Here is a 15,025-nt window from a genome sequence, read left to right as displayed (position 1 = left end):
CCCGAAGATCCGGCGGACCTTCGACCAATGGAAGGCAGGCGGCGGCGCACTCGACAGCCCGCTCACCAAGAACGCAGACATCAAGGGTATCATCCTAGATGAAACGCCTTGGCTCGCAGAGGCGCAGGATGAATCGGAAGCCCGCCGCCGCGTGGGCCTGCTTTTCGATGCCAGCCACATGGACCGCGAGTCGGAGAAGGGCCTGGAGAAGCTGGCGGCCATGCAGCTCAAGAATGGCCTCTGGCCTTGGTTCCCGGGCGGGGAAGGGGATGAATACATCACCCGCTATATCGTCACCGGCTTCGCTCGCCTCCGCAGCTTGGGTGTGGCCACCGATATCGAACCCGCCCTGAAGGCCCTCGACAAGCTGGATGCCGACCTGACCGAGCGCTACGAGGATCTCCGCAAAGACAAGCTGCTCGATGAGATGAATCTCGACGGCAGTGTGGCTTTGCATCTCTATGCTCGGACTTTCTTCCTGAAGGACAAGGCCCTGAGGGCGCAGGATAAAGTAGCCTTCGAATACTTCACCGGACAAGCGCGCAAGAATTGGAGGGAACTCCGCAGCCGGATGTCACGGGCGCATGTCGCCCTCGCGCTGAACCGGCTCGGCGAAAAGGCCGTGCCCGCCGCGATCACCCGCTCGCTCAAGGAAAACGCCGTGAACGAAGAAGAGCAGGGCATGCATTGGAAAGACGGTCAGGGCGAGGGCTGGTGGTGGTGGGAAGCCCCAATCGAGACCCAGGCCATGATGATCGAGGCATTCCGTGAGATCGATCAGGATGACAAAGCGGTCGACGACTGCCAGGTCTGGCTGATCAAACAGAAGCAAGTACAGGACTGGAAGACAACCAAGGCCACCGCCGATGCGGTCTATGCACTCCTTCTCGGCGGCAAAAAACTGCTGTCCTCAAATGCTCTGCTAAAGGTCTCCCTGGGCGGACAGGAAGTGAAACCGCAGAATGTGGAAGCTGGCACCGGCTTCTACGAGAGCCGCATCACCGGATCCGCGGTGAAGCCGGAGCTTGGCAAGATCGAGCTGGAGAAAAGCGACAAGGGCGTGGCCTGGGCCAGCGTCCACTGGCAGTACCTCGAGGACATGTCCAAGGTTGCGCCACACGACGGCACGCCCTTGCATCTGGAAAAGTCCCTCTTCATCCGCAAGAACACCGACAAGGGCCCGGTCCTCGAACCGCTTGAAGGCCCCGCGAAAGTTGGCGATGAATTGGTCACCCGCGTGATCCTCAAGAACGACCGCGCGATGGAGTATGTCCACCTCAAGGACCTGCGCGGCAGCGGCACCGAGCCAGTGAATGTCCTCAGCGGCTACCGCTGGCAGGACGGGCTCGCCTACTACGAGGTGACCCGCGACACCGCCAGCCACTTCTTCATCGACCGCCTGCCCGCGGGCACCCATGTCTTCGAGACCAGCGTGCGCGTCCAGTACTCCGGGAAATACCAGACCGGCATCGCGGAAATCCGCTGCATGTATGCGCCGGAGTTCAATGCGCACAGCGGGAGTGTGGAGATTGTGGTGGAGTGAGGCGTGCTGTTTTGCTCCGATGCACCCGCGTGAAAGTGACCAAGCGATTTGTAGACAAGGGCGAATGCCTTGGCTCGTTCGGGGACGAGATCATCGTCACCTGTCCGCGCTGCAGCGGGTGCGCGGTCATCCGCCAGAGCGACCGGGAGCTGCCCTCCGGTTGGTTCAGGCTGGCTCGGCTGGTCTGTCGCAAGTGTTCCTATTCGCAGGGTTTGCAGAAGTCCCATCTTCAACTGATCAGCTATAGGCATAGGCGGCACGACCACTGCTTTGATCGCCCCGTCTGGCTTCAGACTCCCTGCTGTGGCGAGGTGCTCTGGGCCCGCAACGAAGCTCATCTCGAATTTCTCGAAGCTTACGTCGGCGCGCAGTTGCGGGAGCGGGCTCGCGGCGAGCAGGGCTGGTCGAATCACTCCGTCGGCAGTCGGATGCCCCTGTGGATGAAGTCCGCGAAGAACCGCGAGGAGGTGATGAAGGGGTTGGGCCGCTTGCGGGTCCGCTTGAAAGCCGGGGCCTGATGGACAAGCATTGGTCATGCGGAAATCCCTTCTCGGCTGCCTGATGGCTGCGGTTTCGTCGTGCCTCGCCAGCGAGGCCTACGTCGAGACATCGGTGCTGACCTCACCCCATGCCGCCCAAGCCGCTGCTGCGGACGAGCATTTCATCTATGCTGTCTCCAGCACCACCATCGCGAAGCTGGATCGCGAGACCGGCAAGGAACTCGCGCTCAGCACCGGCAAGGCCGCGCATCTCAACAGCGCGGTGCTGATCGATGGCAAGATCTACTTCGCCCACTCGAATTTCCCCTTCAAGCCGGAGCAAGGGGAGATCCGCGTGCTCGATCTGGAGTCGATGAAGCTGGAAGTATTTCATCAGTTCGCCGAGCCGCCCGGCAGTGTCACATGGGCTTTGAAGAGAGATGGAAGCTGGTGGTGTCACTTCGCGGGCTACGGCACGGAGAAGGAGAAATCCTGCCTCCTGCGCTTCGATGCAGAGTGGAAAGAGACCGGCCGCTGGAACTACCCACCCGAATTGATGAAGGACTGGGGCGCGATGAGCCTCTCCGGCGGAGTCTGGATGGGAGACCTCTTGCTCGCGACCGGGCACGACAAGAAGGTAATCTACCGGCTCAAGGTCCCCGAAAAAGGCGGCATGATCGAGTGGGTCGGCACGGTCCCATCGCCCTTTCCGGGGCAGGGGATCGCCCTGGACCCGAAGACCGGCGGCTTGGTGGGCATCGACCGGGCCCGGAAGGCGGTGATTTTCGCCCGCTTGGAGGCGAAAACCGCGCCCTGATCGCCCGGGTTATTCACAATCGGTCCACATTCGCGGCTTACTCTTGCAATTTTCCACCGCTTGCCACGCGGAGATCAAGGGGAGTAAAATGTCCGTCCGACTACGACTATGAGTGAGGTCCCGAACGAAGCAGCTGCCCAGCACATCGCCACCATCGCCAAGGAAACCGGCATCTCGGTATCATCCGTGGCCTCGACGGCGAAACTATTGGCCGAGGGCGCGACCGTGCCGTTCATCTCCCGCTACCGCAAGGAAGCCACCGGCTCGCTGGATGAGGTGCAGATCCAAGCCGTGCGCGACCGGATGATCCAGTTGGCCGAACTCGACGGCCGCCGCGTTTCGATCATCAAGTCGCTGGAGGAGCGCAGCCTGCTCACACCAGAACTCAAGAAGAAGATCGACGCCGCCGCGACGATGACCGTGCTGGAGGATATTTTTGCGCCTTACCGGCCGAAGCGCCAGACCCGCGCCACCAAAGCGAAGGACCAAGGCCTCGAGCCGCTGGCCGATTGGCTGCTCGCGAATCAAGGAGCGAATCCCGCCGAGGAAGCCGCGAAGTTCGTCAAGGCGGGCGCGGAGATTGAGAAGGACCTGCAAGTCGCCGATGCCAATGCAGCACTCGCCGGTGCCCGCGACATCATCGCCGAGCGCGTGGCGGACGATGCCGGCCTGCGCGGCCGCGTGCGCAAGGTTTACCAAGAGGAAGCGACCGTGGTGTCGAAGGTGATGTACGGCAAGGACACCGACCCCGAGGCCGCGAAGTTCCGCGACTACTTCGAGTGGAGCGAGCCCTTCAAGACCATCCCCTCGCACCGCATGCTGGCGATCCGCCGTGGCGAGAAGGAGAGCTTCCTCATCATGCGCATCGAAGTGCCGCTGGAGCGCGTCTCGCGTTTGGCCGAGCCGGAATGGGTGACCGGCCGCGGCCCCTCCGCGGATCAGGTAAAGCTGGCGGTGGATGATGGCTGCAAGCGCCTGCTCATGTCCTCGATGGAGACGGAGATGCGCATGGCCGGCAAGAAGGTCGCGGACGAGACCGCGATCAAGGTCTTCGCCGATAACTTCCGCGAGCTGCTGCTGGCCTCCCCGCTGGGCCGCAAGCGCACCCTGGCCATTGACCCCGGCTTCCGCACCGGCTGCAAGACCGTGGTGCTGGATGCCCAGGGCGCGTTGCTTCATCATACGGTCTTGTATGCCACCGCCGGCTCTAACAACCAACTTTACGAGGCTGCCACCGAGCTGGTGAAGCTGGTCACCCAATACAAGATCGAGGCCATCGCGATCGGCAACGGTACTGCCAGCCGCGAGACCGAGGCCTTCGTCAAGAAGCTCAAGCTGCCGTCCTCAATTCCGGTGGTCATGGTCAATGAGTCCGGAGCTTCGATCTATTCCGCATCGGAAGTCGCGCGCGAGGAATTCCCGAACGAAGATGTCACCGTCCGTGGTGCCGTCAGTATTGGCCGCCGCCTCATGGACCCGCTCGCAGAGCTGGTGAAGCTCGACCCGAAGGCAATCGGCGTGGGCCAATATCAACACGACGTCGACCAGCGCGCCCTCAAGGCCAGCCTCGATGACAGCGTGATCAGTTCGGTGAATGCCGTGGGCGTGGAGCTCAATACCGCCTCGAAGCAATTGCTCGCGTATGTTTCCGGCCTGAATGCCTCCCTCGCGGAGAACATCGTGGCCTTCCGCACCGAGCATGGTGGCTTCACTTCACGCGATGAGTTGAAGAAGGTGCCGCGCCTTGGCGAGAAGGCTTTCGAACAGGCCGCGGGCTTCCTGCGGATCCGCGACGCCAAGCATCCCCTGGACAGCTCCGCAGTTCACCCGGAGCGCTATCCTTTGGTCGAGCGCATGGCATCCGATGCCGGTTGCGAAGTAGCCGATCTGCTGACCAACGAGGCCGCGCGCAAGAAGATCGATCTCAAGAAGTACGTCGATGGCGAGGTGGGCTTGCCGACCTTGCAGGACATTTTCGCCGAGCTCTCCAAGCCGGGCCGCGACCCCCGCAAGCAGTTCGAATTGTTCTCCTTCGCCGAAGGGGTGGAGAAGCCGTCCGATCTGAAGGTGGGCATGAAGCTGCCGGGTATCGTCACGAACGTGACTGCCTTCGGGGCCTTCGTGGATGTGGGCGTCCACCAGGACGGCCTGGTCCACGTCAGCCAATTGGCCGATCACTTCATCCGCGACGCCAACGAGGCAGTGAAGGTTGGTCAGAAGGTCAATGTCACCGTCATGGAAGTGGACCTGCCGCGCAACCGCATCGGCCTCTCGATGAAGTCCAAGCCGGATATGGAGCCGCGCCGTGCGCCAGCTGGCGGCGGCGACAACCGCGACCGCGGACCGCGGCCGGATCAGCGCCGTGACTCCCGCCCGCAGCAGGGTGGGGGCGGGACCAATGACTGGTTCAGCCAAGCGATGAACCAGGCGAAGAAGAAGTAAGCTTTCCAATCGCAGGGGTGGCGCAGCCGTGTTAGGGAACCGGGCATGAAATGGATGTTCCCGGTTTCCCTGATGATACTCTGCGGCCTGATCGCTGGATGTGGCTCCACGCCGCCGGATGTGCTGGTGGTGGACCGCTCCGGCTCGCCGATCGCAGGGGCCAAGGTCGAGCCGGTTGCACCTTCGATCAACTACAACGCCAATACCACGGACAAGAAGGGAGAGTTGAACCTCCCGGCCCGTGTCCAGGAGGTTAAGTGGCTGGACGTGAGCGCCCCGGGCTTCAAGAAGGCCCACGTGGACTACACCGGGGCCAAGCCGCAGCGGGTGGTGCTGGACCGATGACTTCTCCGCGAACGCCTTACCTCTGGATCGACATGAAGAAGGGCTCGATTTGAGTCGATCTCTTGAACTCATCGATGCTCATGCGCTGCCTGCCGCGGAGAGGATCGACGAAGGTGATTTCACTGTCGGCAATTTCGAGCAGGGCGATGAAGTGACCCGCGCCTCCAAGGCTGATGCCGAGGATGCCGGGAAGCTCCTTCGGATCAGGCAGGCCGTCCGGAGCGAGGAAGCTCACCTTGTAGCCACGGCTTTTGATCGCCCGGGCGAGGTGCCATGCCTCCGTGCCGGACCGCGAGGTCCACGCCTCCGTGGCGAGTTCACGCTCCGTGACTTCCTTGTCGCCCAGATGGCGTAGGATGCTTGCGGCGCTCGCAGGCCCGCAGGTGGTCATCGAACTTTGGATGCAAGCCTCATCGCGCCAGGTTTCATGAAGCTCGCTGCGGTCGAGAGCCCGGAACACGGGCTTGAGGAAGGGGATGCACAGCAGAAAGGCGCCCGCAGCGGTAGGCACCAGCTTCAAGGCCCGTGGCAAGACCGCGCGCCACAGGCCCGCGGCGAAGCCGAAGAGTGCGAGGAAGACTTCGGTGAAGGGCAGGGCATGAAGCTGATAGAGCAGCGGCGGCTCCGGCAGCCGGTGGAGGTAGTAGAGCACGAACCACAGGCCCGGAAGGCACAGCAGTAGCGAGCTGAAAGCTGCTGCCAGCTTGGCTCGCTTCCCTATCTTGGCGATGAGCCTGCAAGCGGCGACATGCAACAACACGTATCCGCCCAAAGTGAGAGCCAATACGACAGGTGCGGAAAGGGTCATGCTCCGAGAAATCCCGTGAGCGGACTCGTCGCCGATGCCGCATCCGTCGGCTCAGGCAGCCCGAGCTCGAAAGCTTCACGCCCCGCCTCGACCGCCTTCTTGAACGCAATCGCCATCCGCGAGGGATCCGAAGCGATGGCGATGGCAGTATTCACCAGCACCGCATCCGCACCCAGCTCCATCGCCTCAGCGGCATGGCTGGGAGCTCCGAGACCGGCATCCACCACCACCGGTACGATCGCTTGCTCTATAATGATGCGGATCTGGTCGCGGGTGACCACGCCCTTGTTCGAGCCGATCGGCGCGCCCAGAGGCATCACCGTGGCGGTGCCCGCTTCCTGCAGGCGCTTGGCCAGCACCGGATCGGCATTGATGTAGGGCAGCACCGTGAAGCCCTCCTTCACCAAAATCTCGGCGGCCTTGAGGGTCTCGATCGGATCAGGCAGCAGATAGGTCGGATCCGGGTGGATCTCCAGCTTCACCCACTTCGGCAGGCCGGCGGCAGCGGCGAGACGGGCAAGGCGCACGGCCTCCTCCGCGTTCATGGCACCGCTGGTGTTCGGCAGGAGCAGGTATTTCTCCGGATCAATGAAATCGAGGATGTTCGCGTAGGGATCGCTCTTGCCGCTGAGATCGGCGCGGCGCAACGCGACGGTCACGATTTGCGAGCCGGAGGCGGCGAGGGCATCGCGCATCGCCTCATTCGACGAGAATTTCCCGGTGCCCACGAAGAGGCGGGAAGAGAATTCGCGACCGGCAATGACAAGCGGCTGGGACATCGGCGGCGGACTTTAGGGGCCTAGCCCCCGCTTGCAAGCCCTGCCGATTACTTAGGCTGGCACCGCCAGCTCGCGGCTTGCCACGCCGTTCCATTCATGGGGGATATCCCTCATGATCAAGGCATGGTCGAAGACCGCGCTGCCGGGCGGGAAGAGCCTGGGGTCGTCGAAGAAGGAGGATTCCACCAGACTCACCGCCAGCGGCTTAACATCCCACACCTCGGTATCCAGACGGATGCCATCGAGACGGTCGCAGTCCTTGGTCGTGGAATACCCGACACTGCCAGCCTCGAAGTAGGCCGAAGACTCTGCCAGAGAGCGGAAGCAGGAGCCGGAGGTGAAGTCAGGGGTCTCGCGGGCGCTGAGACGAACCTTCATGGCCCCATCCCGCGAGCGGATGGCCATCTCGATCCGGCCTTCCTCATCGGTCACGGCGAAGTCCGCGAGGTGATGCTCGCCCGGAAAGATCCGGCCGCCGGAGAGGTGATTGACCAGTGAGCTGGTATCGCGCCGCGGGATGAAAACTCCCTCGCGCTCGCGGCCATCCTCGTCATCCCAGAGCACGGCGATGCGGTGGGCGGCATTCTCACTGGTGACCCCCGCCCATGCCGGCAGCACCCGCGGGCGGATGTCTTCCAGACGGATCAGGCAGATCCCCGCAATCGCATGACCGCGGTGGAGTTTCAGCCGGAATCCTTCCGGCAGGATTTTGGCGACTCGCTCGGCGTCGACCCGGTAATTTACCAAAAGGCGGCGACGGATGAGGCCGGTGATGGAGGGCAGACCGGTCATAGAGCAATATAAAAGCAGAAAGCCGCAGGATGTCCCGCGGCTTTCTATGATTTTTTTATAACTTTAACTCAACCGAGTTTGCCTATTCAAAAGCTCAGGCCGGAATCAGATCCTTCACGAATTCGCGCTCCTCGAGCAGCTCCTTCACGGTGATGTCGATCTTGCCTTGGCTGAATTCGCTAACCGGCACGCCTTCCACCACTTCCCAAGTGCCATTGGTGACCGTGCGGATCGGCATGGAGGTCATGATGCCGGCGGGCATGCCGTAGTAGCTGCCGTCCGAGTAAACCGCCACGCTGTGCCAGTCGCCAGCCGGGGTCGGATTGACCAGGCTGACAACGGTGTCGATCGCCGCATTGGCGGCAGAGGCGGCGGAGGAAAGGCCACGGGCTTCAATGATGGCGGCACCGCGCTTCTGGACGGTGGTAAGGAACTCGCCCTCTAGCCAGGCGCGGTCCGTGATCACCTCGGTGGCCGGCTTGCCGCCGATCAGGGTATTGGTGAAGTCCGGGTACATCGTGGGCGAGTGGTTGCCCCAGATGCAGAGATTGGTGACCTGCGAGTGGTGGATGCCGGACTTCTTGGCGAGCTGGCTCTTGGCGCGGTTCTCGTCCAGCCGGGTCATCGCGAAGAAGCGGTCCTTCGGGATGCCATCGGCATTCGCGGCGCAGATCAGGGCGTTGGTGTTGCAGGGATTGCCGACCACCAGGGTGCGGACGTCGGCTGCCGCGTTCTTGGCGATCGCCTGGCCTTGGCCGGTGAAAATCTTGCCGTTGATGCCGAGCAGGTCACCACGCTCCATCCCGGCCTTGCGCGGCACGGAACCGACGAGCAGGGCCCAGTTGGTGCCGCGGAAACCTTCGTTCAGGTCGGCGGTCGGGACGACCTCGCGCAGCAGCGGGAAGGCGCAGTCATCCAGCTCCATGACCACTCCTTGGAGCGGCTTCAGGCCCGGCTCGATCTCGATCAGCCGCAGGTTGACCGGTTGGTCGGGACCGAAGAGCGCGCCGGAAGCGATGCGGAAGAGCAGGGCGTAGCCGATTTGGCCGGCGGCCCCGGTGATGGAGACGGTGATGGGATCTTTCATGGAGACAAACGGATGCTGCGGGGCACGGGTGTAAACTTCGCGTGCACTTCCGGTCAACCGTTGACGATGGTGCGGAGTTGTCCGTGGGGGCTGATTTTTTTTGCTGTCGGTATTGCTTAAGTAATGCTAACAAAGCCGCTTCGGATGGCCGCAGCGCGGAAAAAGCAGAGTTCCCGTGTGAAATTGAAGCGACTGGAAGCCCAGACGCGGGTCATCTGTACCTTCAACCGGATCATTTTCGGGGTGATGGCCCTGGTTCTGGCGATGGCCGTGGTGGCCTCCGCGCTGCCGCAGAAGCGCCATCTGACCGAGATGGAGGACAAACTGCAGCGGACCCTGAGGGAGGAGACCAAGATCAAGGCCGAGTTGGAATATCGGGAGACCGAGCACAAGGCCATGAAGGACGATCCGGAGTTCCTCAAGCTCAAGGCCCGCGATCGCCTGAACCTGCGGGAGCAGGGCGAGAAGATCTATCGGATCAAGCGCGAAGAGGAGTAAGGCGGATTGCCGCTTGAGCTTGAATCGCCCCGGCGGATCGGGGAATTCTCCGCGCATGGAGAATGACATCGAGCGCGTGCTGGTGGATGAAGCCGTGATCCTGAAGCGGCTCGATGTGATGGCCAAGGAGGTCCGCAAGGATTTCCCGGGCGAGGTGCTGGTGGTGGTGGTGCTCCTGAAAGGGGCGCTGGTCTTTGCCGCCGATCTGCTGCGCCGGGTGCCGCGAATGCTGGAGATCGAGTGCATCAATGTGGCCAGCTACCACGGTGGCACGGAGAGCAGCGGCACGGTGAATTTCCTCGATCACAAGCTTCCGGACATCAAGGGCCGCAAGGTCCTGCTGTTGGACGATATCCTGGACACCGGGCGGACCCTGCGCGCAGTGGTGGACCGTCTCTATGAGGAAGGTGCCACCGAAGTGAAGACAGGGGTGCTGCTGGCGAAGGACAAGGAGCGTGCCGCGGCGGTGGAGGCGGACTATGTCGGCTTCTACATCGCGGACGAGTTCGTGGTCGGCTACGGCCTCGACTATCAGGGACGCTACCGGAACTTGCCCTACGTGGGCGTGCTGAAGCCAGAGGCGCAGTAGGGAGCCTCGGACGAAGAGGACGTCCTTCCCAGGGAACGCGGAGGCACCTGCCCCGCAGAATGGTCCCTGACTGCGTTCTGCTCTAACGGTCGGCAGCAAAGCCACGGAGCTATCCATTTCACCGCGAGATGTTGCGTTACTGCAACGGTAGCTTCAGCGGGACAGGTGCCTCCTCGCTCCCAAAAGGGGGCGCGTCCCAGTCTACTGCTTACTACTCTCTATTCCAGCCGCCTCAGCGGAAAGATGTGCACATCCACATGATCCACCCACAACGCGGACTCCGGCGCTCCCTGAGGCTCGGGCAAGCCGTCCCACTTCACCGGCAAGGTGGACCACTTGCCGCAATCCGCGGGCACCCAAGGATAGGGCGTGTGATTCACCTGGCCGCTGTAGAGCTTTCCTCCGCGCCCCTGCGAGAAGAGCAGGTAGCGCTCTAACAAGAAGAACTCCAGGCTACCGGGCTCTGCGTTGCGCACCTCCGCTGAAGGGGCGGGACCATACTCATACACCGCCTCCGCTTCTTCACCGTGCCGCATGCAATGATAGCGCGTCGCGGCAAGCTCACCTCCATAGCGCATCCGTGCGTGCTGATAGGGAAGCAGGAAGAGATTGCGCGCCAGCTCCACCGCCACCGGCTGGTTGCAATCGAGCGAGAGGAACCAGACCCCGGGCCTCCCGTGGTCGTCGTGGCAATAGATCCGGACATTCAGCTCCAGGAACCACGAAAGCCCGGGCACGGCGGGCAACAAGACCGGGCGCACCCGTTCCATCCGAAAGGGCACAACCCCCAGCCACGCCGCGCCCTCATGCAGATCGAGATGCAGACCCGGCGGCAGTAGCGGACGCAGCAGGTCGGGATCCACGCGCCAGTGCAGGAAGAGCAAGCGCGACCAGCGCTGCTTCATGACCGGCCGCCCGGGTGGACGCTCGCGGACGGCAAGGCGTTGCGCGAGGTCCGGTGGAGTCATGCCCCGGAACCTACTCCTCTTCGTCGGAATCTGCCAGCATCGGCATAAGGAGCAGCGACCTTACTGTCGCTGGCACCTTTCGGGCGAAGCAGCTTCGAGGGACCGCTCCGGGGACAGTAAGGTCCCCGCTCCTTAGCCAAGGCAGTTGCAACTTACAGCCCCGCCATAATCTTCTCCATCCGCTTCCCATATTCCACGTAGCTATCGAAGCACTGCTGCCAATCGACCTGCGATTGGTCCTTCACGTGGAAGACCGTGGCGACGTGCGGCTCGATGGCGATCCAGCCATCGTAGCCGCGGGACTTTGCATCGGCGAGAATCTCAGGGATCTTGGCATCGCCCTCTCCCGGCATCGTGTAGACTGGTTCCACGCCATCGATGGCCGGACTGATCAGGTCCTTGATGTGAATGTGGACGACGTGGTCGCGGACCTTGGTCCAGAACTCCCAAGGATCTTGCCAAGGGAAGGGCTCGCCCTTCGAACGATCGCGCTGGAAGAGAGGATTGCCGGTGTCGAAGACCAACTTGAGGCCTGGCACTTCCTCGATCAGCCGCAGGGTGTGGACTGCGGAGAAACCGCCCCAGTTCATGCAGTTCTCGTGGATCGCCATCAGCCCGGCATCGTCGAAGCGCTTCACGATCTCCCGCAGCCGGCGGAAGCGCTCCTGCTCCTGCTGGTCCTCGCCCCAAGGCTCCTGGGCATAGGACATCACGCGGATCAGCTTCGTGCCGAGCCGCTGCATGCGCGGGATGGCGCGGTCGATCTCCGCGAGCGTGACGTCGAAGTCGCTGGAGATCTTCTTGCCCCAGTTCGCGATCAGCGAGCCGAACTCCGGCACATGGATACCCTCCGCATCGAGGCGGTCAGCCACCGCATCGAACTTCTCCTGCGGGAGCTCGTGGAGGTTCACGCCATCGACCATGCGGGACGAAATGGCGGACCAGCCGAGGTCCTTGGTGGCGCGGATCTGGGTCTCGAGGTCGCGGCCCGCCTCGTCGGCGAAGCCCGTGAGTTTCATGGCAGAGGACATCGTGCAGGAAGGAGATCAGAGTTCGACGCGCTTGCCACCGTTTTGTGCGCTCTCATAGATCGCGCGGATCACCGCCACCGGCTTGCGGGCCTCGCTGGCGGAGACCGTCGGTTCGCGGCCTTCGTTGATGGCGTTGACCACTTCCTCGAAGTTGCGCTGGTGCTGGTAGTAGTTGATCGCCTTCGGGTCATTGGCGCCCAGGCCGCCCGATTGACCCTTCATGAGCGTCGAGCGGATTTCGGCATCTTCCGGCTTCTCGTGCATGAAGTCCCAGATCTCGAATGCCTCATCGGCGAGGAAGACAGAACCTTCGGTGCCGCTGAGTTGGACCCGGGCTGGGTGGCCGTCCTTCGACCAGGTGCAGGTGGAGCCCTCGATCACACCGCGCGCGCCGTTCTCGAACTCGACGATCGCGACGGCGATGTCTTCCACTTCGATGTCGGTGTGGGCAAGGCACGCGGTATTCGCCTGCACCGATTTGATCGGGCCGGCGAGGTAGATCAGGGCATCGATGGTGTGGATCGATTGGTTCATCAGCGCGCCGCCACCATCAAGCGCCCAAGTGCCGCGCCATGCGGCGGAGTCGTAGTAGGCCTGGTCGCGATACCACTTCACATAGCAGGAGGCGGAGGTGAGCTTACCGAAGCGGCCTTCATCGGCGGCCTTCTTGAAGGCATCCATGCCGGGGTGGAAACGGCGGTTGAGCACGGCCGCGATGACCTTGCCATTCGCCTTGGCGGCGGCCATCTGCTGGTCGATCCGCTCGACGGTCACTTCCAGTGGCTTCTCACAGATCACGTGCTTGCCGGCGTTCAGCGCAGCGAGAGACGGATCCAAGTGCGAGCCGGAAGGCGTGCCGATGGTCACGATCTCCAACTCCGGATCGGCGAGGAAGGCAGCCATGTCCGAATAGGCCTTCGCGCCGTATTCGCTGGCGAGTTTCTCGGCAGCTTCAGCGCGCAGGTCGAAGACGGAGTGGAGCTCGCCACCGGTCATGGCGGTGATGGCCTTGGCGTGGAAGTGGCCGATCATGCCGGCGCCGATGATTCCGAATTTCATGGGTTCGTGGGAGTGGTAGAGGATTTCAGGATAGGCGAATGAGGGATTCAAGCGGGCGTCGAAGGCGCGATCTCATCCTCATGCCGATTCATTCATACAGCGACGCGAGACGCGTCAAGGGAGCTGGCATACGCATCGCTGCGGCGCGCTCTTACCTGTATGACAACATTGCGGGAAGCCCTGATTTTATAAAGCTCAGCCGCCCTGTAAAAAAACCTACTCAAGCGGGGTAGTGGAGGCATTCAGGCTTGCCGGATCGCGTCTGGCACTCTGGAGTTCGCGAAACTCAAGAAACTCACCCGATGGCAGACTTGTCCGACAAATCCTCCTCTAGCGGCTCCGGCTGGTGGAGTCAGCTCGCCCCCTATCAGCGCCTCGTCTTCGTGGTGGCAACCCTTGCCTGGCTTTTCGACTGCCTCGACCAGCAACTCTTCAATCTGGCCCGGAATCCGGCGATGGTGGCACTGCTCAACAAGGGGCAGGACGCGAAATACTATGGCGGGATCGCCACGGCGATCTTCGTGCTCGGATGGGCGACCGGTGGGATGATTTTCGGTTCGCTGGGTGACCGCTATGGCCGGGCCAAAATGCTGGCGGTGACGGTCCTGCTATATTCCCTGGCGACGGGTCTTTCTGCTCTGGCGGGCTTCCCTGACCTGCCGACGATTTCACAATCGCTGCACCTGACTTCGATCCCGGCGTTCAAGGATCTCTCGGCCCACTACGTGGACTTCACGATCTTTCGCTTCATTACCGGCTTGGGTGTCGGCGGGGTCTTCGGTCTCGCGGTGGCCTTGGTGGCTGACACGGTCCCAAGCCAAGTGCGGCCAAGGGCCTTGGGCGTGCTCCAGTCTTTCTCGGCGGTGGGTAACTGCGCGGCCGGCCTGATCGGTTTGGCGATTGCTCTTACCGCAATTGGTAGCAAACCAAACTACTGGATGTGGCTGTTCCTGATCGGGGCGCTACCTGCCTTCATGGTCGCCACTATCCAGTTGCGGATGAAGGAGCCGCAGGCCTGGATCGAGGCGCGTGACCGTGCCGCTGCTCAAGGCAAGAAGGCCGGCTCTTACAAGGACCTCTTCGCTCATTCCACCTGGCGTCGGCATGCCCTGTTCGGCATGGTGCTGTCCTGCGCGGGCGTCATCGGTCTGTGGGGCATCGGGGTCTTCTCGACCGACCTGGTGGGGGATATCATCGCCCAAGGCCTGAATGCTCAGAAGGCGAGCCCGGAAGCGATCAACAAGGGCAAGCAATTGTGGGGTTCGCTTAACCTGCTGTGCTTCAATGGCGGTGCCTTCATCGGCATGCTGGCCTTCACGAAGATCACCGAACAGCTGGGCCGCAAGAAGGCCTTTGCCATCTCCTTCATCGGCTCGCTGATCGTGACCGTGTTCGTGTTCCAGATGATTGGGAAGATCAACGGTCAGTGGGACATCCTTTGGATGGCGCCCTTGATGGGCTTCTTCCACCTCTCGGTCTTCGCGGGTTTCTCGATCTATTTGCCGGAACTCTTCCCGACCCGCCTGCGTGCAACCGGCGTTTCCTTCTGCTACAACGTCGGTCGTTATGCTGCTGCCTCCGGACCGCTGACGCTCGCGTATCTCGCCAAGAACCTGGCTGACAAGGCGGCGGTAAAAGCCGCAGCTGAGGGCGGGAACGTCGCAATCGCGAAGATCGACGCCTTCCGGGACGCGGCTTCGTGGATGTGCCTGATCTTCCTGCTCGGTCTGATCGTGTTGCCCTTCCTCCCGGAAACCAAGGGGCAGCCCTTGCCAGAGGATTGATTAG

14 protein-coding genes and 1 pseudogene are annotated in these 15,025 nt (G+C 62.3%); 8 read left to right on the top strand and 7 right to left on the bottom strand.

Going from position 1 to position 15,025, the window contains the following annotated elements:
- From BV071_RS07020 to BV071_RS07000, 5 genes and pseudogenes are all read left to right on the top strand, one after another.
- Positions 1-1,543, top strand: a pseudogene (locus BV071_RS07020) (alpha-2-macroglobulin family protein); the annotation flags it as partial.
- Positions 1,544-1,572: 29 nt separating this feature from the next.
- Positions 1,573-2,061, top strand: coding sequence for a hypothetical protein (locus tag BV071_RS32610; RefSeq protein ID WP_265594163.1), 489 nt, complete (start codon positions 1,573-1,575; stop codon positions 2,059-2,061).
- 16 nt (positions 2,062-2,077) lie between these two features.
- A complete protein-coding gene (locus BV071_RS07010; protein WP_052573003.1) occupies positions 2,078-2,839 on the top strand; it encodes a hypothetical protein in 762 nt (253 codons plus the stop codon).
- A gap of 108 nt (positions 2,840-2,947) precedes the next feature.
- Positions 2,948-5,281, top strand: coding sequence for a Tex family protein (locus tag BV071_RS07005; RefSeq protein WP_035604087.1), 2,334 nt, complete (start codon positions 2,948-2,950; stop codon positions 5,279-5,281).
- Between the two features lie 45 nt (positions 5,282-5,326).
- Positions 5,327-5,626, top strand: a complete 300-nt coding sequence (locus BV071_RS07000) for a carboxypeptidase-like regulatory domain-containing protein (protein ID WP_265594162.1) — start codon at positions 5,327-5,329, stop codon at positions 5,624-5,626.
- 16 nt (positions 5,627-5,642) lie between these two features.
- On the opposite strand, the gene BV071_RS06995 is transcribed toward BV071_RS07000, so the two are convergent.
- From BV071_RS06995 to BV071_RS06980, 4 genes are all read right to left on the bottom strand, one after another.
- Positions 5,643-6,434 (bottom strand): cysteine peptidase family C39 domain-containing protein, encoded by a 792-nt coding sequence (locus tag BV071_RS06995; RefSeq protein WP_035604082.1) that lies wholly within the window; start codon positions 6,432-6,434, stop codon positions 5,643-5,645.
- Positions 6,431-7,213, bottom strand: a complete 783-nt coding sequence (locus tag BV071_RS06990; protein WP_035604079.1) for a thiazole synthase — start codon at positions 7,211-7,213, stop codon at positions 6,431-6,433. The genes BV071_RS06995 and BV071_RS06990 overlap by 4 nt, the downstream gene beginning before the upstream one ends.
- A gap of 51 nt (positions 7,214-7,264) precedes the next feature.
- Positions 7,265-8,005: a DUF2071 domain-containing protein gene (locus BV071_RS06985; RefSeq protein WP_035604076.1), complete on the bottom strand. Its 741-nt coding sequence runs from the start codon at positions 8,003-8,005 to the stop codon at positions 7,265-7,267.
- A 94-nt stretch (positions 8,006-8,099) separates the two neighbouring features.
- Complete coding sequence (locus BV071_RS06980; RefSeq protein ID WP_035604072.1) at positions 8,100-9,092, bottom strand: malate dehydrogenase; 993 nt, start codon at positions 9,090-9,092, stop codon at positions 8,100-8,102.
- Between the two features lie 177 nt (positions 9,093-9,269).
- Here BV071_RS06980 and BV071_RS06975 point away from each other — a divergent pair, with 177 nt between their 5' ends.
- Both BV071_RS06975 and hpt read left to right on the top strand, forming a co-directional pair.
- Entirely contained in the window at positions 9,270-9,590 is a 321-nt protein-coding gene (locus BV071_RS06975; protein WP_265594161.1) for a hypothetical protein, read from the top strand.
- A gap of 55 nt (positions 9,591-9,645) precedes the next feature.
- The gene (gene hpt / locus BV071_RS06970; protein WP_035604065.1) at positions 9,646-10,179 is read left to right on the top strand and encodes a hypoxanthine phosphoribosyltransferase; all 534 of its coding nucleotides are present in this window, start codon (positions 9,646-9,648) and stop codon (positions 10,177-10,179) included.
- Between the two features lie 218 nt (positions 10,180-10,397).
- Here hpt and BV071_RS06965 read toward each other — a convergent pair whose 3' ends face one another.
- The 3 genes from BV071_RS06965 to BV071_RS06955 form a co-directional block, all read right to left on the bottom strand.
- Positions 10,398-11,147, bottom strand: a complete 750-nt coding sequence (locus tag BV071_RS06965; RefSeq protein ID WP_035604062.1) for a DUF2071 domain-containing protein — start codon at positions 11,145-11,147, stop codon at positions 10,398-10,400.
- A gap of 152 nt (positions 11,148-11,299) precedes the next feature.
- Positions 11,300-12,166 (bottom strand): sugar phosphate isomerase/epimerase family protein, encoded by an 867-nt coding sequence (locus BV071_RS06960; RefSeq protein WP_035604059.1) that lies wholly within the window; start codon positions 12,164-12,166, stop codon positions 11,300-11,302.
- Between the two features lie 27 nt (positions 12,167-12,193).
- Positions 12,194-13,237, bottom strand: a complete 1,044-nt coding sequence (locus tag BV071_RS06955) for a Gfo/Idh/MocA family oxidoreductase (protein ID WP_035604107.1) — start codon at positions 13,235-13,237, stop codon at positions 12,194-12,196.
- 302 nt (positions 13,238-13,539) lie between these two features.
- Between BV071_RS06955 and BV071_RS06950 the strand changes: the two genes are divergently transcribed.
- Positions 13,540-15,021, top strand: coding sequence for an MFS transporter (locus tag BV071_RS06950; protein WP_052573002.1), 1,482 nt, complete (start codon positions 13,540-13,542; stop codon positions 15,019-15,021).
- Positions 15,022-15,025 lie beyond the last annotated feature (4 nt).

Origin of the sequence: Haloferula sp. BvORR071 (genome assembly GCF_000739615.1) — a bacterium.
GTDB lineage: Bacteria > Verrucomicrobiota > Verrucomicrobiia > Verrucomicrobiales > Akkermansiaceae > Haloferula.
Note: the sequence above shows the minus strand (reverse complement) of the source record. Positions and strands in the feature narration are given on the sequence as shown.

What these genes read in the sequence shown, in the direction of transcription:
- BV071_RS06955 (WP_035604107.1), bottom strand. Translation starts at nt 13,237, where the DNA reads ATGAAATTCGGAATCATCGGCGCCGGCATGATCGGCCACTTCCACGCC.
- BV071_RS06950 (WP_052573002.1), top strand. Translation starts at nt 13,540, where the DNA reads ATGGCAGACTTGTCCGACAAATCCTCCTCTAGCGGCTCCGGCTGGTGG.
- BV071_RS06960 (WP_035604059.1), bottom strand. Translation starts at nt 12,166, where the DNA reads ATGAAACTCACGGGCTTCGCCGACGAGGCGGGCCGCGACCTCGAGACC.
- hpt (WP_035604065.1), top strand. Translation starts at nt 9,646, where the DNA reads ATGGAGAATGACATCGAGCGCGTGCTGGTGGATGAAGCCGTGATCCTG.
- BV071_RS07010 (WP_052573003.1), top strand. Translation starts at nt 2,078, where the DNA reads ATGCGGAAATCCCTTCTCGGCTGCCTGATGGCTGCGGTTTCGTCGTGC.
- BV071_RS06985 (WP_035604076.1), bottom strand. Translation starts at nt 8,005, where the DNA reads ATGACCGGTCTGCCCTCCATCACCGGCCTCATCCGTCGCCGCCTTTTG.
- BV071_RS06995 (WP_035604082.1), bottom strand. Translation starts at nt 6,434, where the DNA reads ATGACCCTTTCCGCACCTGTCGTATTGGCTCTCACTTTGGGCGGATAC.
- BV071_RS06965 (WP_035604062.1), bottom strand. Translation starts at nt 11,147, where the DNA reads ATGACTCCACCGGACCTCGCGCAACGCCTTGCCGTCCGCGAGCGTCCA.
- BV071_RS07005 (WP_035604087.1), top strand. Translation starts at nt 2,948, where the DNA reads ATGAGTGAGGTCCCGAACGAAGCAGCTGCCCAGCACATCGCCACCATC.
- BV071_RS06980 (WP_035604072.1), bottom strand. Translation starts at nt 9,092, where the DNA reads ATGAAAGATCCCATCACCGTCTCCATCACCGGGGCCGCCGGCCAAATC.
- BV071_RS07000 (WP_265594162.1), top strand. Translation starts at nt 5,327, where the DNA reads ATGAAATGGATGTTCCCGGTTTCCCTGATGATACTCTGCGGCCTGATC.
- BV071_RS06990 (WP_035604079.1), bottom strand. Translation starts at nt 7,213, where the DNA reads ATGTCCCAGCCGCTTGTCATTGCCGGTCGCGAATTCTCTTCCCGCCTC.